General features: G+C 58.8%; 21 protein-coding genes. 16 read left to right on the forward strand and 5 right to left on the reverse strand.

Going from position 1 to position 20,468, the window contains the following annotated elements; genetic code table 11:
* The first annotated feature begins 5 nt into the window (after positions 1–5).
* The 12 genes from ABH909_RS27435 (at position 6) to ABH909_RS27490 (ending at position 10,700) form a co-directional block, all read left to right on the forward strand.
* The gene (locus ABH909_RS27435; protein ID WP_429439165.1) at positions 6–1,139 is read left to right on the forward strand and encodes a mannuronate-specific alginate lyase; all 1,134 of its coding nucleotides are present in this window, start codon (positions 6–8) and stop codon (positions 1,137–1,139) included.
* 204 nt (positions 1,140–1,343) lie between these two features.
* Entirely contained in the window at positions 1,344–2,909 is a 1,566-nt protein-coding gene (locus ABH909_RS27440; RefSeq protein ID WP_429439168.1) for an MBOAT family O-acyltransferase, read from the forward strand.
* Between the two features lie 11 nt (positions 2,910–2,920).
* Positions 2,921–4,096 carry an alginate O-acetyltransferase gene (locus ABH909_RS27445; protein ID WP_429439171.1) on the forward strand — a complete coding sequence of 392 codons (1,176 nt, stop codon included), beginning with the start codon at positions 2,921–2,923 and terminating at the stop codon, positions 4,094–4,096.
* A gap of 14 nt (positions 4,097–4,110) precedes the next feature.
* Entirely contained in the window at positions 4,111–4,776 is a 666-nt protein-coding gene (locus tag ABH909_RS27450; protein WP_429439174.1) for an alginate O-acetyltransferase AlgF, read from the forward strand.
* A gap of 12 nt (positions 4,777–4,788) precedes the next feature.
* Positions 4,789–4,860 carry a hypothetical protein gene (locus ABH909_RS27455; RefSeq protein ID WP_429440126.1) on the forward strand — a complete coding sequence of 24 codons (72 nt, stop codon included), beginning with the start codon at positions 4,789–4,791 and terminating at the stop codon, positions 4,858–4,860.
* Positions 4,861–4,989: 129 nt separating this feature from the next.
* On the forward strand, positions 4,990–6,441 hold the full coding sequence (locus tag ABH909_RS27460; protein ID WP_008070455.1) for a mannose-1-phosphate guanylyltransferase/mannose-6-phosphate isomerase: 1,452 nt from the start codon (positions 4,990–4,992) through the stop codon (positions 6,439–6,441).
* 291 nt (positions 6,442–6,732) lie between these two features.
* Positions 6,733–7,197 carry a hypothetical protein gene (locus ABH909_RS27465; protein WP_030128673.1) on the forward strand — a complete coding sequence of 155 codons (465 nt, stop codon included), beginning with the start codon at positions 6,733–6,735 and terminating at the stop codon, positions 7,195–7,197.
* Positions 7,198–7,225: 28 nt separating this feature from the next.
* Positions 7,226–8,050, forward strand: a complete 825-nt coding sequence (locus ABH909_RS27470) for an SDR family oxidoreductase (RefSeq protein ID WP_429439178.1) — start codon at positions 7,226–7,228, stop codon at positions 8,048–8,050.
* Positions 8,051–8,210: 160 nt separating this feature from the next.
* The gene (locus ABH909_RS27475) at positions 8,211–8,609 is read left to right on the forward strand and encodes a DUF4440 domain-containing protein (protein WP_429439181.1); all 399 of its coding nucleotides are present in this window, start codon (positions 8,211–8,213) and stop codon (positions 8,607–8,609) included.
* A gap of 213 nt (positions 8,610–8,822) precedes the next feature.
* On the forward strand, positions 8,823–9,497 hold the full coding sequence (locus tag ABH909_RS27480) for a hypothetical protein (protein ID WP_429439182.1): 675 nt from the start codon (positions 8,823–8,825) through the stop codon (positions 9,495–9,497).
* 137 nt (positions 9,498–9,634) lie between these two features.
* Positions 9,635–10,090 carry a delta-60 repeat domain-containing protein gene (locus ABH909_RS27485; protein ID WP_429439185.1) on the forward strand — a complete coding sequence of 152 codons (456 nt, stop codon included), beginning with the start codon at positions 9,635–9,637 and terminating at the stop codon, positions 10,088–10,090.
* A 52-nt stretch (positions 10,091–10,142) separates the two neighbouring features.
* The gene (locus tag ABH909_RS27490; protein WP_429439188.1) at positions 10,143–10,700 is read left to right on the forward strand and encodes a hypothetical protein; all 558 of its coding nucleotides are present in this window, start codon (positions 10,143–10,145) and stop codon (positions 10,698–10,700) included.
* 239 nt (positions 10,701–10,939) lie between these two features.
* Here the strand turns inward: ABH909_RS27490 and ABH909_RS27495 are convergent, their stop codons facing one another.
* The 4 genes from ABH909_RS27495 to ABH909_RS27510 all read right to left on the reverse strand — a co-directional run bounded on the left by ABH909_RS27495 (position 10,940) and on the right by ABH909_RS27510 (position 15,917).
* Positions 10,940–11,803, reverse strand: coding sequence for an efflux RND transporter periplasmic adaptor subunit (locus ABH909_RS27495; protein WP_429439190.1), 864 nt, complete (start codon positions 11,801–11,803; stop codon positions 10,940–10,942).
* 39 nt (positions 11,804–11,842) lie between these two features.
* A complete protein-coding gene (locus ABH909_RS27500; protein ID WP_429439193.1) occupies positions 11,843–12,043 on the reverse strand; it encodes a DUF1656 domain-containing protein in 201 nt (66 codons plus the stop codon).
* Positions 12,033–14,225 carry an FUSC family protein gene (locus ABH909_RS27505; protein WP_429439196.1) on the reverse strand — a complete coding sequence of 731 codons (2,193 nt, stop codon included), beginning with the start codon at positions 14,223–14,225 and terminating at the stop codon, positions 12,033–12,035. The genes ABH909_RS27500 and ABH909_RS27505 overlap by 11 nt, the downstream gene beginning before the upstream one ends.
* A 192-nt stretch (positions 14,226–14,417) precedes the next feature.
* A complete protein-coding gene (locus ABH909_RS27510) occupies positions 14,418–15,917 on the reverse strand; it encodes an efflux transporter outer membrane subunit (protein WP_429439198.1) in 1,500 nt (499 codons plus the stop codon).
* 278 nt (positions 15,918–16,195) lie between these two features.
* On the opposite strand from ABH909_RS27510, the gene ABH909_RS27515 reads away from it, so the two are divergent.
* The 4 genes from ABH909_RS27515 to ABH909_RS27530 all read left to right on the forward strand — a co-directional run bounded on the left by ABH909_RS27515 (position 16,196) and on the right by ABH909_RS27530 (position 19,527).
* Complete coding sequence (locus tag ABH909_RS27515; protein ID WP_123358522.1) at positions 16,196–17,164, forward strand: LysR family transcriptional regulator; 969 nt, start codon at positions 16,196–16,198, stop codon at positions 17,162–17,164.
* A gap of 336 nt (positions 17,165–17,500) precedes the next feature.
* Positions 17,501–17,749: a DUF6124 family protein gene (locus ABH909_RS27520; RefSeq protein WP_429439202.1), complete on the forward strand. Its 249-nt coding sequence runs from the start codon at positions 17,501–17,503 to the stop codon at positions 17,747–17,749.
* Between the two features lie 151 nt (positions 17,750–17,900).
* Entirely contained in the window at positions 17,901–18,875 is a 975-nt protein-coding gene (locus tag ABH909_RS27525) for a 2-hydroxyacid dehydrogenase (protein ID WP_429439204.1), read from the forward strand.
* Between the two features lie 142 nt (positions 18,876–19,017).
* A complete protein-coding gene (locus tag ABH909_RS27530) occupies positions 19,018–19,527 on the forward strand; it encodes a DUF2165 family protein (protein WP_429439206.1) in 510 nt (169 codons plus the stop codon).
* Positions 19,528–19,555: 28 nt separating this feature from the next.
* Here ABH909_RS27530 and ABH909_RS27535 read toward each other — a convergent pair whose 3' ends face one another.
* Positions 19,556–20,458, reverse strand: a complete 903-nt coding sequence (locus ABH909_RS27535) for a DMT family transporter (RefSeq protein ID WP_429439209.1) — start codon at positions 20,456–20,458, stop codon at positions 19,556–19,558.
* Positions 20,459–20,468: the final 10 nt, after the last annotated feature.

Here is a 20,468-nt window from a genome sequence, read left to right on the forward strand (position 1 = left end):
CTCTTATGAACTGCATGCAAACCCGAACGCTGAAAAAGTTACTCGCGCCTTCCCTGCTGACGCTGGCGATGTTCGCCGGCGCCACCCAGGCTGCCGCGCCACTTCGCCCGCCCCAGGGTTACTTTGCGCCCATTGAAAAAGTCAAAACCGGCGACAAGAGTGAAGGCTGCGAGGCGATGCCGACGCCTTACACCGGTGCCCTGCAATTTCGCAGCAAATACGAAGGTTCCGACAAGGCCCGTTCGACCCTGAACGAGGCATCGGAAAAAGCTTTCCGCGACACCACCGCCGACATCACCAAGATCGAGCGCAGCACCAGCAAGCAGGTGATGAAGTTCATGCGTGACGGTCGTCCGGAACAACTGGAATGCACCCTGAATTGGTTGACCGCCTGGGCCAAGGCCGATGCATTGATGTCCAAGGACTTCAACCACACCGGCAAGTCCATGCGCAAATGGGCATTGGGCAGCATGGCTTCGTCCTATGTTCGCCTGAAATTCTCTGACTCGCATCCGCTGGCTACCCACCAGGAACAAGCGCAAGTGATTGAAGCCTGGTTCAGCAGAATGGCTGATCAGGTGGTCAGCGACTGGGACAACCTGCCGCTCGAGCAAACCAACAACCACTCGTACTGGGCCGCCTGGTCGGTGATGGCCACGTCGGTCGCCACCAACCGCCGCGATCTGTTCGATTGGGCCGTCAAGGAATACAAGGTCGGCGTCAATCAGGTCGACGCCCAAGGCTTCCTGCCCAACGAACTCAAGCGCCAGCAACGCGCCCTCGCCTATCACAACTATGCCCTGCCGCCACTGGCGATGATTGCCAGTTTCGCTCAGGTCAACGGTGTCGATTTGCGTCAGGAAAACAACGGCGCCTTGAAACGCCTGGGTGATCGCGTGCTTGCAGGCGTGAAAGACCCGGATGAATTCGAGGAGAAGAACGGTAAAGAACAGGACATGACCGACCTCAAGGTCGATTCGAAATTTGCCTGGCTCGAACCGTTCTGCTCGCTCTACACCTGCACGCCGGATGTGCTGGCGCAGAAACATAAAATGCAGCCGTTCAAGACCTTCCGTCTCGGCGGGGATTTGACCAGGGTCTACGACCCGGCCAGCGAGAAAGGCAAAAAAGGCAGCTGATACATCCCTCCCTGTAGAGCAGGGAACCCTGTGGGAGCGGGCTTGCTCGCGAAAGCGGTCTGACATTCACCAATGATGTCGACTGATACACCGCCTTCGCGAGCAAGCCCGCTCCCACACTGAATGCAATACACCTCCCGAATTTCGTGGGGGGTTTGGGGGGGCCTTGGCCCTTGACTGTTGGTTAAACATGGAGAGATCGGGATGGTATTTTCATCCAACGTATTCCTGTTTCTGTTCTTGCCGATCTTTCTCGGCATGTATTACTTGAGCGGAATACGCTATCGCAACTTGCTGCTGCTGATCGCCAGCTACGTGTTCTACGCCTGGTGGCGTGTGGACTTCCTTGCGCTGTTCGCAGCCGTCACGTTGTGGAACTACTGGATCGGCCTGAAAGTCGGTGCGGCAGGCGTTCGGACCAAACCGGCCCAGCGCTGGCTGCTCCTGGGCGTCGGGGTGGATCTGTGCATCCTCGGCTACTTCAAGTACGCCAACTTCGGCGTGGACAGCATCAACGCGATGATGACCTCGGTCGGTCTGTCGCCGTTCATCCTGACCCACGTGCTGTTGCCGATCGGGATCTCGTTCTACATCTTCGAGTCCATCAGCTACATCATCGACGTTTACCGTGGTGACACCCCGGCGACCCGCAACCTGATCGACTTTGCCGCATTCGTGGCGATCTTCCCGCACTTGATCGCCGGCCCCGTGTTGCGTTTCCGTGACCTGGCCGACCAGTTCAACAACCGCACCCACACCCTCGACAAGTTCTCCGAAGGTGCCACGCGGTTCATGCAGGGTTTCATCAAGAAGGTCTTCATCGCCGACACCCTGGCGGTGGTGGCCGACCATTGCTTCGCCTTGCAAAACCCGACCACGGGCGATGCCTGGCTCGGCGCCCTGGCCTACACCGCGCAGCTGTACTTCGACTTCTCCGGCTACAGCGACATGGCCATTGGCCTGGGCTTGATGATGGGTTTCCGCTTCATGGAAAACTTCAAACAGCCGTACATCAGCCAGTCGATCACCGAGTTCTGGCGTCGCTGGCACATCAGCCTGTCGACCTGGTTGCGTGACTATCTGTACATCACCCTCGGCGGTAACCGTAAAGGCACGCTGATGACCTATCGCAACCTGTTCCTGACCATGCTGCTCGGTGGTCTGTGGCACGGCGCGAACATCACCTACATCATTTGGGGTGCCTGGCACGGCATGTGGCTGGCCATCGAAAAAGCCATCGGCCTGAACACTTCGCCACGCAGCTTCAACCCGGTCCGCTGGGCCCTGACCTTCCTGCTGGTGGTGATGGGTTGGGTGATCTTCCGCGCAGAGAACCTGCACGTCGCCGGTCGCATGTACGGCGCCATGTTCAGCTTCGGCGAATGGTCGTTGTCGGAACTCAACCAGGCCAGCCTCACCGGCCTGCAAGTGGCAACCCTGGTGGTGGCTTACGCAACCCTGGCGTTCTTCGGTCTGCGTGATTTCTACACTAACCGGCCACCGGCCAAGACCACACCTTCGGCAAATACCGAGACCGATGGCCCGGCCGCTGCTCAGCCAGGTTTGATCAAAGCCGTACCGGGCGACAACCCGGGCAGCATCCACGAACCGGGTTACACCGTCGGCGTTGAAGCGACTGTGCAACCGGCTTACTGGACCGCTGACTGGTCCCGTTACGTGATGCGCGCCGTCGTACTGCTGCTGTTCATCGCCTCGATTCTCAAACTCTCGGCGCAAAGCTTCTCGCCGTTCCTTTACTTCCAGTTCTGAGGGATCTGACTATGACCCGCTCATTACGCATCTTCTACATCGCCCTGTTCCTGGTGACCTTGCTGGTCCTGGGCGTGTGGTCGGTACGCAGCTTCTTCGGCTTCAGTACCAACGCCGATGCAACCGTGCTCAACGGTCGCTGGAGCAAAGCCGTCGAGACGCACTACGACGATGAGTTCCCGATCAAGCGCCTGGGCACCAATCTTTGGGCCGCGCTGGATTTCAAACTGTTCAATGAAGGGCGCCCGGGCGTGGTGCTCGGTCGCGATCAGTGGCTCTTCAGCGATGAAGAGTTCCACCCGATCGTCAACGAAGAGTTGAACCTGCAGGGCAACTACGCGCTGGTCGAAGGTGTGCGTCAGACCTTGAAAAAACAAGGTGTGCAACTGGTGATGGCGATTGTCCCGGCCAAGACGCGTCTGTACCCGGAACATCTGGGTGAAGAGAAGCCGGCAAGTATCCACGCCAATCTGTACAAGGACTTCCATGCTCGTGTGGCGGCCGACAAGATCCTCGCCCCTGACCTGCTCGGCCCGATGCAAAAGGCCAAGCAGGACGGTCAGCAAGTGTTCCTGCGCACCGACACCCACTGGACCCCGGAAGGCGCGCAAGTCGCTGCCCAGACCCTGGCCAAAACCATTGCCGACAAGGCTCCGCTCAGCGGCGAACCGCAAAACTTCGTCACCGAGCCTGCGGAAAAGGTGACGCACAAGGGCGACCTGCGGTTGTTCCTGCCGCTGGACCCGCTGTTCGAAAACCTGATGCCGGCGCAAGAGCCTTTGCAGAAGCGCAACACCGTGGCGGCCACGGATCAGCCTGCCGGTGACGACGCCCTGTTCGCCAACACTGAAGTGCCGGTGGCCCTGATCGGCACCAGCTACAGCGCCAACCCGAACTGGAACTTCGTCGGTGCGCTGAAAGAAGCACTGCGCAGCGACGTGGTCAATTACGCCGAAGACGGCCATGGCCCGATTCTGCCGATGCTCAGCTACCTGAAAAGCGATGCCTTCAAGAACAGCCCGCCACAAGTGCTGATCTGGGAGTTCCCTGAACGATATCTGCCTGTGAACAACGAAATCGGTGACGCCGACCCGCAGTGGGTCGCAGAGCTTAAACAAGCCGGCGCGCGCCAACAAAACGTAGCTGCAAACACTAAATCCGAGACGCCCGACCGGGCGCAAAACTGAAAGAGAGGTACACCATGACTTTCACTACTACTCCTCGCCGTCTCGCCGCTCGCTCCCTGAAAGCAGTTGCCCTCGTCGCCGGCATGAGCGTGCTGTCGATGCAGGCCTTCGCCGGTGACGGTGCGCTCTATGGCCCGACCGCACCGAAAGGCTCCAGCTTCGTGCGCATCTACAACGCCGCTAACGCCGAAGTCAGCGCCACCGTTGGCAGCACCAACCTGAGTGAAGTCGCGCCGCTGTCCAGCACTGACTTCAGCTTCATGCCGGGCGGCGATTACAGCGCCAAAATCGGCAGCCAGACCCTGCCGGTGAAACTGGCCGGCGACCACTATTACACCCTGGTCAACAACGCCAGCGGCGCACCGCAACTGATCGAAGAGCCGCCGTTCAAGAACAAGCAGAAATCCCTGGTTCGCGTACAGAACCTCAGCGACAAGGCCCTGACCCTGAAAACCGCCGACGGCAAGACCGAAGTGGTCCCGTCCGTGGCGGCCAAGGGTCGTGGCGAACGTGAAATCAACCCGGTGAAAGTCAGCCTGGCCCTGTATGACGGCGCCACCAAAGTCGGCGACGTGAAACCGGTTGCCCTGGAACGAGGCGAAGCCGCGGTGCTGTACGTCACCGGCAGCGGCAGCAGCCTGTCGCCAGTGTGGGTAAAACGCCCGGTATCGACGCGCTAACACATTTGCCGGATTGACCCATGTCCCTGTGGGAGCGGGCTTGCTCGCGAATACGGTTTCACATTCAACGATGATGTTGGCTGACCTACCGCTTTCGCGAGCAAGCCCGCTCCCACAAGGGATCGAGGCGTCGATTTGGACACGGAACAAGAACAAGAGTGAAACGACAGAACGTTCGTGGCTCTAACCAATCGATTTTAAAGGAGTAACAACATGATTCCGGTGATCTTGTCAGGTGGTAGCGGCTCACGTCTTTGGCCGCTTTCGCGCAAGCAATTCCCCAAGCAATTCCTCGCCCTGACCGGCGAACACACACTGTTCCAGCAAACCCTGGAACGCCTGGTGTTCGAAGGCATGGACACCCCGATCGTGGTCTGCAACAAGGAACACCGTTTCATCGTCAACGAGCAGTTGAGCGCCCGCAACCTGGACGTGCAGCGCGTGCTGATGGAACCCTTCGGCCGCAACACCTCGCCGGCCGTGGCCCTGACCGCGATGATGCTGGTCAATGAAGGTCGCGACGAGTTGATGCTGGTGCTGCCGGCCGACCACGTGCTGGAAGACCAGAAAGCCTTGCAACGCGCCCTGGCCCTGGCCACCGTAGCGGCCGAGCGTGGCGAGATGGTGCTGTTCGGCGTGCCGGCGACCAAACCGGAAACCGGTTACGGCTACATCAAATCCACCAACGATGCCCTGCTGCCGGAAGGCGTCAGCCGTGTCTCGCACTTCGTCGAAAAACCGGACGTGAAACGCGCCACCGAATTCGTCCAGTCCGGTGGTTACTTCTGGAACAGCGGCATGTTCCTGTTCCGCGCCAGCCGTTTCCTCGAAGAACTGAAAAAGCACGATCCGGACATCTACGACACCTGCGTACTGACGCTGGAACGTAGCGCACAGGACGCCGACACCGTCGACATCGACCCTGCCACCTTCGCCTGCTGCCCGGACAATTCCATCGATTACTCGGTGATGGAAAAAACCCAGCGCGCCTGTGTCGTGCCGCTGACCGCCGGCTGGAGCGATGTCGGTTGCTGGTCGTCGCTGTGGGAAGTCAATGAAAAAGACGCCAACGGTAACGTCACCAAAGGCGACGTGGTCATCCAGGACAGCAAAAACTGCATGATCCACGGCAACGGCAAACTGGTGTCGGTGATCGGCCTTGAAAACATCGTGGTCGTCGAAACCAAGGACGCCATGATGATCGCCCACAAGGACAAGGTCCAAGGCGTGAAACAGATGGTCAACACCCTCAACGCGCAGGGCCGCAGCGAAACCCAGACCCACTGCGAAGTCTATCGTCCGTGGGGCTCCTACGACTCGGTGGACATGGGCGGCCGCTTCCAGGTCAAGCGCATCTCGGTCAAGCCGGGCGCATGCCTGTCGCTGCAGATGCACCACCACCGCGCCGAACACTGGATCGTGGTCAGCGGCACTGCCGAAGTGACCTGCGACGAAAACGTGTTCCTGCTCACTGAAAACCAGTCGACCTATATCCCGATCGCCTCGGTTCACCGTCTGCGCAACCCGGGCAAGATCCCACTCGAGATCATCGAAGTGCAATCGGGCAGCTACCTGGGTGAAGACGATATCGAGCGGTTTGAAGATATCTACGGTCGCTCCAACCCGATCGAGCGTGGCGTGTCGGTGAAAACCATCGCGCAGTGATTGACCGGCAACAATAAAAAGCCCCCATCCAGCCCGCTGCGTCCCTATCCGCAGTGGGTTGGGCGGGGGCTTTTTTCTTTAAGTTTTGCAGTGCTTCAGCGGCCCCTTCGCGAGCAAGCCCGCTCCCACACTGGATCTGAGTTGTTCATAAATGTGTGATTCAACTCGGTCCAATGTGGGAGCGGGCTTGCTCGCGAAGAGGCCCTAACGTCCAACATCGAAATCATGCCCATCGCCAATCCCACCTACGCTTAGGTAGGATGCTCTTTCCCCTCCCGAGGTTTTCGCGTCATGTTCATCGGCGTCCTGCTGGTCATCACCTGGCTGATCCTGCTGCTGCGCTACCCATCCAAAGCCGTGCCGGTGTCCATGGCCGCCGCCTTCGGATTGGGTCTGGTGGCGGTGTGGGTGTTCTGGCTGGACACCCGCGAGGTCAAGCAACTGGCGCGCCTGGAGCTGCGCATCACCTACGCGCCCGAGCACTGCCCGGCGGATCGCCCCTTGAAGCTGACGATGAACAACGGCAACGACGTACCGCTGACCGAACTGCGCTGGCGAATCGCCGCTTATGCACCGGGCGATACGGTCAATCTGGCTGACAATCAATACGCCGCACCGCGCTATCGCGGCCCCGGCGAATTGCAGGCCGGCGGCAATTGGGAAGACTGCTTGCCTATGCCACCCCTGCGCCCCGGTTATCGCCCGCAAACCCTGGAGTTTCGCGCCGAGCGTTTGCAGGGTAGCTTCTCCGACTGATCCCTTTCTTTTGCACAAGGACCGCGCCATGCCTGTTGCGTTGATTACCGGTTGTTCCAGCGGCATTGGCCGCGCCCTCGCCGACGCTTTCAAAAGTGCCGGTTACGACGTCTGGGCCAGCGCCCGCAAGGCTGAAGACGTGGCGGCCCTGAGCGCCGCCGGGTTCACTGCCGTGCAACTGGACGTGAACGACGGCCCGGCCCTCGAACAACTGAGCGAGCGGATCAATCAGCAGCTTGGCGGCCTCGATGTGCTGATCAACAACGCCGGTTATGGCGCCATGGGCCCCCTGCTCGATGGCGGTGTGCCGGCCATGCAGCGGCAATTCGAAACCAACGTGTTTGCGATTGTCGGCGTGACTCGCGCGATGTTCCCGGTGCTGCGTCGCGCCAGGGGTCTGGTGGTGAACATCGGCAGTGTTTCCGGGGTTCTGGTCACGCCGTTTGCCGGTGCTTACTGTGCGTCGAAAGCGGCGGTGCACGCCTTGAGCGATGCGTTGCGCATGGAACTGGCACCGTTCGGTGTGCGGGTCATGGAAGTTCAGCCAGGGGCCATCGCCTCCAGCTTCGCCAAGAATGCCGGCCAAGAGGCTGAGCAACTGATCACCGAGCAATCGCCATGGTGGCCGCTGCGTGAAGGTATTCGCGCGCGGGCCAAGGCGTCTCAGGACAAACCGACACCGGCCAATGAATTTGCCGCCGGTTTATTGAAGGCCGTGCAGCAGAATAAACCGCCGCGTCTGGTGCGTTTGGGTAATGGCAGTCGGGCGTTGCCGTTGATGGCAGGGCTGTTGCCCAAGGGGTTGCTGGAGTCGGGGTTGATGAAGCGGTTCGGGTTGCGCGGGCAGCTTTGAGACCGCGGTGCCCCATTCGCGAGCAAGCCCGCTCCCACAAGGTTCTGCTGGGTGGCGTAGATAGCATTTACACCAAAGATCACTGTGGGAGCGGCGGTGCGACGATTCGACTTGCCCGCGAAGACGTCAGGACAGACGCTGCAAAATTTCAGGAAACAACATGACCGACTACACCGAATACTTTGACGAAGTGATCCAGGCTCACATAGCCATCGAACAATGGTTGGCCGAAGAGCGAGACGAGTCCGAGCTTGAGCTATTGCTGACGCGTTTTTCACCGCAGTTTTCCATGGTCTCGCCATTGGGCCGGGTGCTGGATTTCGAGGCGTTGAATGAATTGTTTCTGCTGGCGGGCGGGAAGAAGCTCGGGTTCAGGATTGAGCTCAGCGAGTTGCGCGGTGTCGCGCTGTACGACGGGGGCGCGGTGGTGAGTTACCGCGAGCAGCAGACCGATGCGACCGGCCTGCACTCGGATCGGCGCTCGACCGTGGTGTTCGAGAAGCAGGCCGGTGGCAAGGTGGTTTGGCGGCATTTGCAGGAGACTTTCTGCAAGGAGTGAGTTGTCACTGTATACCTCAAGGAGCAAGTCGTCCTGTGTCAGTGACTTATGTTTGTCACGTCGCCACAGGACAATAGCAACAATCTAAAACATTTAATAAACACTCCACCCTCGCCAATTAACAACAAGCCCTATAACTTGCCATCCTACCCATTAAGCAATGGCTAGAACATCTTGATAAATAAAAATACCAAATCAGATAAAGGCAATAATATGGACGTTATTACTCACAACCATTTCACCTTCCCTGTACCCGTAGAACGTGACCCTGAGTTCGGAGATGAAGGTGTTATCACTCTATTCAAACTTGAACACGAACTTGACATCGATCGTCATGTGAAAGGGATCAAAGTACTGGCGAACGATAAAATTCTGGTCGGCGCATGGCTCGCCCGTAATCTGAAAGGGTTGTATGGCCTGTCACGTTTCAATCCCGATGGCAGCGTAGACACCTCCTTTGCCGACAACGGTCTGGTACTTGGCAACTTTGCCAATGGCTACGACTCAGCCGGCGGCAGGCTGGCGGTGCAGGCAGACGGGCACATCCTGATGCTGGGCTGGTCGCGAAAAGACGACGTCTACAGCCCAAAACGCCTGGTAATCGCTCGCTTCGACCAGGACGGTGCCGTCGACCAAAGCTTCGGTAATCAAGGCTGCGTGATGATCGACAACAGCGCCCTCGGTGAACTAGTCAGCGACTCCAGTACACTGCAAATACTGGAAGACGGGAGAATTCTCATCGGCGCCACTTATTTCAACGGGGATACTTCTACCGGAGTGGTGGTGCGCATCGATACTCGTGGCGACCTGGATAAAAGTTTCAACAAAACCGGCCAACTCAAAATCAAAAGCTCAGCATTCACCGACACTTCGGCTAATGCCTATTAGTAAAGAACAACACCATTCTGATCGCTGGAAGTGCCAGGGCGACAACTTCAGAAACCCAAGGTTATATCGCACGCTACTCTGTCACAGGTGAACTTGTCAGCAACTTTTGCGATCAACAAACGCCTGGCTTCTCGACCTTGGCAATACCAAACGGCACGGTGATCTTTCATGATCTGATTGATACAGGCGAAGGAAATGTCGTCGGCATTGGCCAGGCCAGCATCCCGCTCAGAAACTGGGGTCTGTTGGTGGGAGTGGATGCTACTGGCAACCCTCACTCTGCGTTCAATGGTGGCCGCCCCGTGTTGACTCTGTTCGATCCCGAGCATGGCAACGAATGGGTCTGCGGCGAACAACAGGCCGATGGAAAAATCCTTACCGCCGGTGGCTCCCAGCGCCTGTACACCGCTCGTTATCAGGCCAATGGTTTGATTGACCGAAGCTTCGGCCAACACGGCAGCATCAAGGAAGACACGGAACTGGTGACCACCCCGGCTCAGTTACAGATACAAACCGACGGCCGCGTTCTGCTGGCGGGTAACACGCTGGGGCTGGGCGGTGCACTCGGCCATATTTATGGCTATCCGGGCTGATCAGCCCTGCGTAGCGAGCGCGAGATCATGTTTTTTTCAAAAGGATTTCGAGATGACAAAACTCCTGAATCTGAAGATGGATAACTTTATCAACGGGGTCCAGAAAGGTGTGCCCGTGACGCTCGGCTTCACCCTTGAAACCGATGGCGCTCCCCCCCCTGTCGGGTCGCGTCTGCAGTTCCGGGTCGCAGAGGATGTGACCCTGCTGCACGCTTCCATGCCGGTCAGTGGTGCGCAAATGACCACGCATGAACACTTTCGTTTCAGCACCATAGCGATTACCGATGCGCAAACTCAGGGATGGAATCCCCAACGCACGGTGACGTTGAAGTCCGATAAAACCTTGCCCGGATCATCGATCGCCGAGTTGTGTGGGATTGTCTACTACCAGCCCACCTATCAGGAAGACACTTACTGTCCTGTGTTGGCGAGAACTATTGAGGGGCAGGAAATTCAAGCCTTTCAGCTGTTCAAAGGAGCGTGGCAGGATCAGGCCAGCAAAGGCTGGATTTACAGTTATGACATTATCTTGCGCGCTGTCGGCAGTTCGTTTTACCCAGTGGAAGTTCTCGAGTTCCGGCTTGCCGTTGGGCTCGAAAATTTATACTAATCCCTGGCTGAACGTGGGGCATGACGGCACCGAAGGTGTGATCGAACTGTACACTCCGGCAGGTGACCAGTACCTGCTGAAACCGGACAAGGATTTGACTGTGTCCATTCAACTTCTCTATCCGCTGGCATCGGGGCAGGATCCTGCATTGCGCAGCGTGCCTAATCTCGTGGCGTACCCACGCTGAACGAAAACACCTCTGTCCATCAGGGTAGAGGTGTTTACCGAGCTACTCGAGGTTAATTGCCGGCCAGAGGGTTCACCACCACCGTACAAGTAATCCCCGCCGCCAACAGCACGCCCTCTGGCACTTCATCAATGTGAATCCGTACCGGCACCCGCTGCGCCAAACGCACCCAATTGAAGGTCGGGTTCACGTCGGCGATCAGCTCGCGGCTTTCCGGGTTGTCACGGTCGTAGATGCCGCGAGAAATGCTTTCCACATGGCCCTTGAGCACTTCGCCGCTCATCAGTTGCATGTCGGCTTTATCGCCCACACGCACGTGGGGCAGTTTGGTTTCTTCAAAGAAGCCATAAACCCAGAACGAGTTCATATCGACCACCGCCATTTTCGCTTCGCCTATGCGTGCGTAGTCGCCGCGATGGACGTTGAGGTTGGTGACATAGCCGTCCACCGCCGCGCGCACTTCGGTGCGTTTCAGATTCAACTCGGCCGCTTCCAGTTGGGCCTGGGCGTGCTGGTAATCGGCCAGGGCCGAGTCAGCGATGTTTGTGGCATCGTCGCGGTTTTCCCTGGAGATCACCAGGTTGTCGAGGTCGGCGCGGCGATGGGCGTTGACCTTGCGCATCTCCCACGTGGCTTTGCGCGAGGCCACCAGCGACTGCGCCTGTTTCACCGCGATGCGGTAATGCTCGGGATCGATGCGCATCAGCAAATCGCCCTTCTTCACTAGCTGATTGTCGCGCACCGGCACGTCCACCACTTCACCGGTCACGTCGGCGGCGACGTTGTTGATGTCGGCGCGCACCCGGCCGTCGCGGGTCCAGGGCGTGTTCATGTAATGCACCCACAGGGTCCGGCCGATCCACAGGGCAAGGGCCAACACCAGCAGGGTCGCGAGCAGGCTGAAAAGCTTTTTCATCAGGGCCTTCTTCAGTGATAGAGAGTCAGTGGTAGAGAGTCAACGGTAGACAGTCAACGCAAGAGCGCCGAACAGACACGTAAACAGACTCAGGCGCAGCAGCGCCGGGTGCCAGAAGAAGCGGTACAGATCGAACCCGGACAGGAACCGATCCAGTGCCCAGGCCAGCGCCGCGGCAATGAAAAACAGCAGGGTCATGGTCGGCATGTACACGCCGTGGAAGGCGATTTCACGAGGCATGTTCAAGTCCTTGGGGCTTGGTCACGGTGTAAGCCGCAAGCGGTGATTGCGGGTCGAGCAGCGAGGTGCGGATGAAGTGCAGGTAGCTTTTCACCCGGCGCAATGCAGAGGTATCGAAGTGCGGCGCGAAGGGCTCATCGGTAGCCTGCACGCGGCTGATCGCGTGGTCGACCGCGACCAGCGCACGTTCCAGATTGCTCCGGCCCGGCTGCAAAAACAGTCGCACCAGCGAACGCCCCATCGCCCGGATTGACTGGCGCCACGGTTGGGCTTCGGCATAAGCAGGATGCACCGGCAGAATCGCCTGCTCCTTGCGCAACTCGATGATCGCGTGGCCGACTTCCAGCACCACGAACATCCAGCGCAACAAGTCCCGTTGCACCTGCGGCTGTCCCGCTGCGAGGCCATAGGCCTGATGCAAAATATCGCGAGTACGACTTTCGAAACTCGACGCCAAACCCTTGAGTTTGCCGCTGATGGCGTACACCACTTGCCCGCGCAAATCCTGCTCCAGGCGCCGCCATAACCAGCGACTGTTGGGCGGCAAAATGATCGCCCCCGCCGCTGCACACACCAGCATGCCCATGATCATGGCGATGTAGTCGTTGATGAAAGCGTAAGGGTTGTAAACCGTGAGGTTGTCCGGCACCGAACCGGTGCTGAAGAAGATCAGCAACCCCAGGCCAACCCCGGCATATTGCGGCCGTGAAGTCAGGAACGCCCCGATCACGATCACCGGCGCAAGCATCACGCAGAGCAACGGAAAACCGTCAATCCAGGGGAAGATGAAAAACATTTCGACGAAACCGATCAGCGCTCCGAACAACGTCCCGCAGGCCATCTGGAACGCCATCTGTTTGGGGTTCGGTGTCGCCGCTGAAAGGCCGACGGTGGCGGCGGCGATCAAGGTCATGGTCGCCCCGCTCGGCCACGCCGTGGCTACCCAATAACTGCCGAGCACCACGAGAATGAATGCTGCGCGAATGCCCGATGCCGCCGAGGCCAGCCAGTTGGTTTGCGGGGTGAAGGGCTCGTCCCAACGTTCCCGTTCGTGGCGGTGATCGGCGAGCGATGCGTGGGTCTGTGCATAACTGTGCAGGTCGTCGACGAAGCGATAAAGCAGCTCGTAGGCGGTGTGAAAATCCAGCTGCTCGGCGTCGCTCGGAGCACTCGCCTGAAAAGTCGCGCGCAAGCTGCGCACCCGCGCCGGCAGGTTTTCCTTATAGGTCGCCAAAGCGCTGGCCAGGCGCGCAGCGTCGGGGCTGGTCAAGGCCCGACCGCTGAAGCCGTCGAGCACTTCGGCCAGATCCTGCAGACCCGGCTTGATCGTCGCAACAACCTGATCGGTGCCGCTGCTGCGCAGGCGTTCGAGCAACTGATGCAGCGCATTGAAGCGCGTGGTAATGCCCATGAATTCGCTGTTCAAGCGGCTGAGTCGCCCATTGCGCCGACGCATGTGCGGGTCTTCGAACACCGTGACGCTGCGCAGCCCTTCCAGACCTACCGCTTCGGCGATAAACCGCACGTTGCTCGCTTCAAATGCCTCGCGCCGGCTGCGACCGCGCAAGCCATCGGTGACGAACAAGGCAAACACGCCGAAGCGCTGATACAAGGCATTGCGCATCGCGGCGCTGGCGGTTTGCGGCAGGATCGCGGCGCTCACCAGCGTCGAGCAGAGAATCCCCAGGGAGATTTCCAGCACACGCCAGACTGCTGCCATGAACGCACCGTCCGGATGCGCCAATGCAGGCAGCCCGATCATCGCCGCCGTATAACCGGCGAGCACAAATCCGTAGGCACGGAAGTTGCGATAACGCGCCGCGCCGGCCGAGCAGAGGCCGACCCAGATCGCCAGCGAGCCGAGGAACAGCTCGGTGTTCTGCGCAAACAAGGCAATCAACGCGACCATCACCGCCGACCCGGCCAACGTGCCGAGAAAGCGATAGAAACTCTTGGCGAATACCTGGCCGCTTTGCGGTTGCATGACGATGAACACGGTGATCATCGCGGTGCGCGGTTGCGGCAACTCAAGGCGCATGGCCAGCCACAGGGTCAGGAACGCGGCGAACAGCACCTTGAAAATGTACACCCAGGTCACGCCGTCGCTGCGTGCCCAGTCGAAGAACCCCCGGCGCCATTCAAGGGAATACAGCCAGCGCAAAGGTGCGGGCAAGGGAGTCATGGGATTTTGCTCAATGGTTGAGGGCTTGATGAAGGGCCAAAATGCTGAGCGAGTACTTTGTGGCGAGCGAGCTTGCTCGCGCTGGGCTGCGCAGCGGCCCCAAAATTCCGGCAACCATTGCTGATGTTGTGAGTGCTGCGCACTCAAGCGGGAGCAAGCTCCCTCGCCACAAATGTGGGTGCGCCATCGCGCTCACTTCAAAATGCTCGGGGTTTTCGGGGCCAGGGTTTGCTCGGCGGTCGGCACATCGTTGCCCGCCCCGAGTCCCCCGCCAAGCGCCGTCACTAGCTCGGCATGGGCACTCAAGCGTGCAGCCTGAACCTGCTGCTGCACTTGCTGCTGCTTGAACAACAACGTCTGCGCATTGAGCACGTTGAGGTAATCGGTGAGCCCGCGCTGATAGGCGATCATGGCGATGTCGTAGGTTTTCTGCGCCGTGGCCACCGACTCGGCGGCGAAGGCTTGTTGCTTGTCCATCGACTCGCGGCGAATCAACTGGTCGGAGATGTTCTTCAGCGCGTTGACCAGCGTCTGGTTGTACCTGGCCACCGCGATGTCATAACCCGCCGAGGCTTCGCCCAACTCCGCACGCAAGCGTCCACCGTCGAAGATCGGCAACGAGATCGCCGGGCCGACGCTGTAGTTGAGTTTCTTGCCGGTCAAAAACTCCAGCGCCCCACCGCCGGTCGCCATGTAGCCGAGGCTGCCGACCAGATCGACGTTGGGGTAGAAGCCCGCGTGAGCGACATCGATACCTCGCGCCTGCGCCGCCACTTGCCAGCGACTGGCAACCACGTCCGGGCGTTGACCGAGCAGTTGCGCCGGCAAGGAGGACGGCAGTTTCAATGCCGCCCCCAACGATAGCGTCGGCCGTTGCAACTGCGCGCCCTCCCCCGGTCCCTTACCGGCCAGCGCGGCGAGTTGGTTGCGGCTGAGGGCAATTTCCTCGTCCAGGGCATCAATTTGCCGATGGGTTTCCGGCAAGGGTGTTTCGGCCTGGCTGACGTCGAAATGGGTGCCGATGCCGCCGTCCAGACGTTTCTGTGCCAGGTCGAGAATTTGCTGTTGCTGCTTCAAAGTCGCGGCGACGATGTCCCGTTGCGCGTAATGCAACGAGAGCTCGATGTAGGCGCGCACGATGTTGTTCTGCAATTCGAGTTGGGCCTGCCGTGCTTCGGCGACGCTCATGTGCGCCATGTCCACCGCGCGTTCGGTGGCGTTGCTTTCGCGACCCCAGAGGTCGAGGGCATAGCTGAAACCCAGCGCGGCGTTGTTGTCCCAAGTGGTGGTGTTGGCCAACTCGCCGGGGCCGTAGAACTGATCGGTGGGCCAGTTGTGGCGCTTGAGGGTGGATTGGCCATTGATCTGCAATGACTCGGCGGACTCGGCAACGCCGGCCATGGACCGCGCCTGACGCACGCGCGCGGCGGCCATGGCCATGCTCGGGCTGCCTTGCAGGGCGAGGTCGAGCCAGCGGTTCAATTGCGGGTCGCCGTAGGCTTGCCACCATTGAGCGGTGGGCCAATGAGCGTCTTGCTCGGCGCTCTGAATGGCATCGTCGGTGGCCAGTGAATTGGCCTCCAGTGCCTTGTCTTGCGGGGCAATACCTGCGGTGCCGATGCAGCCGCTGATTGCCAGGGTTAAAGCCAAAACACTGAGCGTCTTGAGCGCTCTGTTGATGCGACGCGGCACTGCTGCGATTTCCTGAGATGAGGGAGATACCCTGTAGGAGCTGCCGCAGGCTGCGATCTTTTGATGTTGCTTTAAAAGCGAAGATCAAAAGATCGCAGCCTGCGGCAGCTCCTACATAGGTGGGTGCAATTCTAGGGGTGGGCTCTGTTGGCGATAAGCTGGGAATCCTGTGAATCTTTGTTACCGTTAACGCGATAATCCCTTGGTCGCGTCTTTAGTCGCCTGTAAAGAATCAGCAACTTCGTGTCACAATTTGCCATTCGCCAAGAGAGCCCCCCATGGACACTTTGCAAAACATGCGCGCCTTCAGTTACGTGGCCGAGGCCGGCAGCTTCACCGCCGCCGCTGTGCAACTCGACACCACCACGGCCAACGTCTCGCGCGCGGTCTCCAACCTGGAAGCCCACCTGCAAACCCGTCTGCTCAACCGCACCACTCGCCGCATCGCCCTGACCGAAGCCGGCAAGCGATATCTATTGCGTTGCGAGCAGATCCTGGCCTACGTCGAAGAAGCCGAAGCCGAGGCCAGCGACGCCCACGCACGCCCGGCCGGGCAACTCAAGGTGCATACCATGACCGGCATCGGTCAGCACTTCGTGATCGACGCCATCGCCCGCTACCGCAAAACCCACCCGGACGTGACCTTCGACCTGACCATGGCCAACCGCGTGCCGGATCTGCTCGACGAGGGCTACGACGTGTCCATCGTGCTCGCCAGCGAACTGCCGGACTCGGGCTTCGTCTCCCAGCGTTTGGGCATCACCTACAGCATCGTTTGCGCCTCGCCCGCCTATGTAAAAGCCAACGGCTGCGCGCATAAACCCAGCGATTTGCTCAACCACGCCTGCCTGCGCCTGGTGAGCCCGGTCATCCCGCTGGAGAAATGGGCCTTCGATGGCCCTGACGGCCAGGAAATGGTCACCATCAACAGCTCACCGTTTTTGGTGAACTCCGCTGATGCGATGAAGACTGCAATCACCAGCGGTATGGGGGTTGGCGTTTTACCGGTGTATGCGGCAATTGAAGGGTTGCGCAACGGCACGTTGGTGCGGGTGATGCCCAACTACCGTTCGCAGGAACTGAATCTGTATGCGATTTATCCATCGCGGCAGTATCTGGATGCGAAGATCAAGACGTGGGTCGAGTATTTGCGTGGGTCGTTGCCGGAGATATTGGCGGCGCATCAGGCGGAATTGGCGGCGTATGAATTGAGTGGGAGTTTGGGTGGGGTTCGGGTGGCGAATTGAGCTACAGACGGTCCTACAAATCGCCGATATTCAGGGACGTTTCCGACGCGTTTTGACGGTTGGTGTGTGGGACGGGAGATAGGTAGGCTTTGGGGGTCGCTGACGCATCAGCGATCAGGTCTGGAAAACCTGGATCAATTCTTTACCTCTGCACATGGCATACTGCGGCACTTTTTTCTGCTCGCAATGTTATGGCGGCTGTGCGCGGGAGACCTTCGGGTCTGCCGGGTTCTGTTGGGATTGACCGGTTTTTCCAGTCCGCGCACGGCTGCCACCCTTTTGTCTGGAAAACAAAAAGTGGCAGCTCCATTAATCCCAGCATGGAGTAACGCACTTATGTTCAAGCCGACGCCAAATCCCCCTCACACCCCCAGCCACTTGTTCCAGGTTGCCCCCGACGCCACCACCGAAACCTTATTGGTCTACGCCTGCGAATCCCTCGCCTCGGCCAGCGTCATGGCCAGTGACTTCGCCGGGTTTCTCGAAGGCACTCATCGCAACACCATGCTGGGCATCCAGCAGGTCATCATGCTGGGCGAACTGGCGGTGAATCGAGTACTGGACAACATCGACCCACAAGACTGACCCGTACCTGTAGGAGCTGCCGAAGGCTGCGATCTTTTGATCTGGATTTTTCAAGATCAAAAGATCGCAGCCTTCGGCAGCTCCTACGCACAACAGCGAAAAAGAATGTTAGCGTGCTTGGCATTCACCACCGCCCGACGAGCCGCCTCCAATGAAAAAAACCGTCCTCGCCTTCAGCCGTATCACCCCACCGATGATCGAACGTCTGCAACAAGACTTCGACGTGATCGTGCCGAACCCGAAAAACGGCGACATCAATGCCCAATTCAATGAAGCCCTGCCCCACGCCCACGGCCTGATCGGCGTCGGCCGCAAACTCGGTCGCGCGCAATTGGAAAATGCGGAAAAACTTGAAGTGGTCTCCAGCGTCTCCGTTGGCTACGACAACTACGACCTCGCCTACTTCAACGAACGCGGGATCATGCTCACTAACACCCCCGACGTCCTCACCGAAAGCACCGCCGACCTGGCCTTCGCCTTGCTCATGAGCAGTGCCCGCCGCGTCGCCGAGCTGGACGCCTGGACCAAGGCCGGCCAATGGCAAGCCACCGTCGGTGCGCCGCTGTTCGGTAGCGATGTACATGGCAAAACCTTAGGGATTGTCGGCATGGGCAGCATCGGCGCGGCCATCGCCCGTCGCGGTCGGCTGGGCTTCAACATGCCGATTATCTACAGCGGCAACAGCCGCAAGACCGAACTGGAACAGGAGCTCGGTGCGCAGTTTCGCAGCCTCGACCAGTTGCTGGCCGAAGCCGATTTCGTCTGCCTGGTGGTGCCGCTCAGCGAAAAAACCAGGCACCTGATCAGCCACCGTGAATTGGCGCTGATGAAATCGAGCGCCATTCTGGTGAACATCGCCCGCGGCCCCGTAGTGGACGAAGCGGCGCTGATCGAAGCGCTGCAAAACAACCGGATTCGCGGCGCCGGCCTGGACGTCTACGAGAAAGAACCGCTGGCTGAGTCGCCATTGTTCCAACTGAAAAACGCCGTGACCTTGCCGCACATTGGCTCGGCGACTCATGAAACCCGTGAAGCCATGGCCAACCGTGCCTTGGCCAACTTGCGCAGCGCCTTGTCGGGTGAGCGGCCGCAAGATCTGGTGAACCCGCAAGTGTGGAAAGGCTGACTTGAAAAGGGCAGGCGTTTCAATCGCCTGCCCGCTCACTACATACTTTGCAATTCAGTCCGTCGTCATAAAAAAGATACACACGATAGACTCTCCATTACTTACCCCCCCTAGGGGATTTTAGCGATGGAGAGCAACTACCTTGATCCCGACAACAACCGATCAACTCATCAGATGCAGCAAAATCATATTGATGGCCTTTATAAGTTTATTTGGCCTACTGGTGATGTACAGCAACTTTACTGACTACGCGTCCAACTATGAGTATGTGGGCCATATCCTGAGCATGGACACCACCAGGGACAACCAGAACCTGAGCTACCGGGCCATTACATCCCCCATGCTCCACCATCGAATCTACTGGTTCATCATCACGCTGGAAGTTATTTATACCGCGTTTTGTTTATTGGGCACGTATCATCTTTTCCGAAACATAAATGCTTCTTGTGAGGTGTTTCACGAGGCGAAGAAATTTTCGATTGTCGGATTATTAATCGCGATATTCGTCTATTACATCTGCTTGCAAGTCATCGGCGTCGAATGGTTCAACATGGATGAGTCGCAAACCTGGAACGCCAAGGACTGGGCCCGACACATTGTCGACTTTATATTGCCGTTACTGATTTATGTGGCCATCAGGATCGAGCGCTGAGCTGTTCAGCGCTCGATCAAAGCGAACCTCACGCCAACTTGCCGCGCTCCTGCACCATCGACGCCTTGGGTTTACGGAACACCAACACATTCCCCAGCATCACCAATACCAGCCCCACCAGTGCCGGCGCGGTCCATTGATAGCCTTCGACAAACGCCGACACATTCAGCGCCACCACCGGAAAGAGTACAGTGCAGTACGCTGCCCGCTCCGGGCCCATGCGTCCGACCAGCGTCAGGTAGGCGGTGAAGCCGATCACCGAGCCCGGAATCACCAGGTACAGCAACGAGCCGATATAGCGGGCATTCCATTCCATGTCGAACGGGATGCCTTTGATCAGGCACCACACCGTCAACATCGCCGCGCCGTAAGCCATGCCCCAGGCATTGGTGGTCAAGGGTTTCAGGCCGGCCTTCTGTTGCAGGCTCGACAGCATGTTGCCGGCCGAGAAGCATAAGGTTCCAAGCAGTGCCAAGCCCAAGCCGAGCATGGTTTCGGGGCTGGCGGTATGACCGGCCAGCTCTGGCCAGAACAACAGGCCCAATCCGAGCAAACCCAGTGCACCGCCCATCAGTACATTGCGAGCGATTTTCTGACCGAAAAACACTCGTGCGTTGAAGGCATTCCACAGGGTGGCGGTAGAAAACACCACGGCGACCAGACCGCTGGGGATCCATTGGCTGGCGGTAAGAAAGCACATGAAATTGATGCAGAACAGGCACAAGCCCTGCGCCAGGCAGATCAGATGCCCGCGACGGTTCATCACTTGCAGACGGCGGCTGAGCAGCAACATCACGAACAACACCAATGCGGCAAGGCCGAAGCGATAAACGATCGACACCGGAATCGCCACCACACCCAGTTGCCATTTCAAGGCGATCCAGGTGGTGCCCCAGATCAGCACGGTCAGCAGATACAACGAAAGATTCATGGCGACAGCT

The organism is Pseudomonas sp. BS3782 TE3695 (assembly GCF_050435305.1).
GTDB lineage: Bacteria > Pseudomonadota > Gammaproteobacteria > Pseudomonadales > Pseudomonadaceae > Aquipseudomonas.

Coding starts and splice junctions, on each gene's coding strand:
- ABH909_RS27440 (WP_429439168.1), top strand. CDS start 1,344: ATGGTATTTTCATCCAACGTATTCCTGTTTCTGTTCTTGCCGATCTTT.
- ABH909_RS27470 (WP_429439178.1), top strand. CDS start 7,226: ATGCCTGTTGCGTTGATTACCGGTTGTTCCAGCGGCATTGGCCGCGCC.
- ABH909_RS27515 (WP_123358522.1), top strand. CDS start 16,196: ATGGACACTTTGCAAAACATGCGCGCCTTCAGTTACGTGGCCGAGGCC.
- ABH909_RS27500 (WP_429439193.1), bottom strand. CDS start 12,043: ATGCCTCGTGAAATCGCCTTCCACGGCGTGTACATGCCGACCATGACC.
- ABH909_RS27505 (WP_429439196.1), bottom strand. CDS start 14,225: ATGACTCCCTTGCCCGCACCTTTGCGCTGGCTGTATTCCCTTGAATGG.
- ABH909_RS27445 (WP_429439171.1), top strand. CDS start 2,921: ATGACCCGCTCATTACGCATCTTCTACATCGCCCTGTTCCTGGTGACC.
- ABH909_RS27480 (WP_429439182.1), top strand. CDS start 8,823: ATGGACGTTATTACTCACAACCATTTCACCTTCCCTGTACCCGTAGAA.
- ABH909_RS27435 (WP_429439165.1), top strand. CDS start 6: ATGAACTGCATGCAAACCCGAACGCTGAAAAAGTTACTCGCGCCTTCC.
- ABH909_RS27450 (WP_429439174.1), top strand. CDS start 4,111: ATGACTTTCACTACTACTCCTCGCCGTCTCGCCGCTCGCTCCCTGAAA.
- ABH909_RS27535 (WP_429439209.1), bottom strand. CDS start 20,458: ATGAATCTTTCGTTGTATCTGCTGACCGTGCTGATCTGGGGCACCACC.
- ABH909_RS27495 (WP_429439190.1), bottom strand. CDS start 11,803: ATGAAAAAGCTTTTCAGCCTGCTCGCGACCCTGCTGGTGTTGGCCCTT.
- ABH909_RS27520 (WP_429439202.1), top strand. CDS start 17,501: ATGTTCAAGCCGACGCCAAATCCCCCTCACACCCCCAGCCACTTGTTC.
- ABH909_RS27465 (WP_030128673.1), top strand. CDS start 6,733: ATGTTCATCGGCGTCCTGCTGGTCATCACCTGGCTGATCCTGCTGCTG.
- ABH909_RS27460 (WP_008070455.1), top strand. CDS start 4,990: ATGATTCCGGTGATCTTGTCAGGTGGTAGCGGCTCACGTCTTTGGCCG.
- ABH909_RS27525 (WP_429439204.1), top strand. CDS start 17,901: ATGAAAAAAACCGTCCTCGCCTTCAGCCGTATCACCCCACCGATGATC.
- ABH909_RS27475 (WP_429439181.1), top strand. CDS start 8,211: ATGACCGACTACACCGAATACTTTGACGAAGTGATCCAGGCTCACATA.
- ABH909_RS27490 (WP_429439188.1), top strand. CDS start 10,143: ATGACAAAACTCCTGAATCTGAAGATGGATAACTTTATCAACGGGGTC.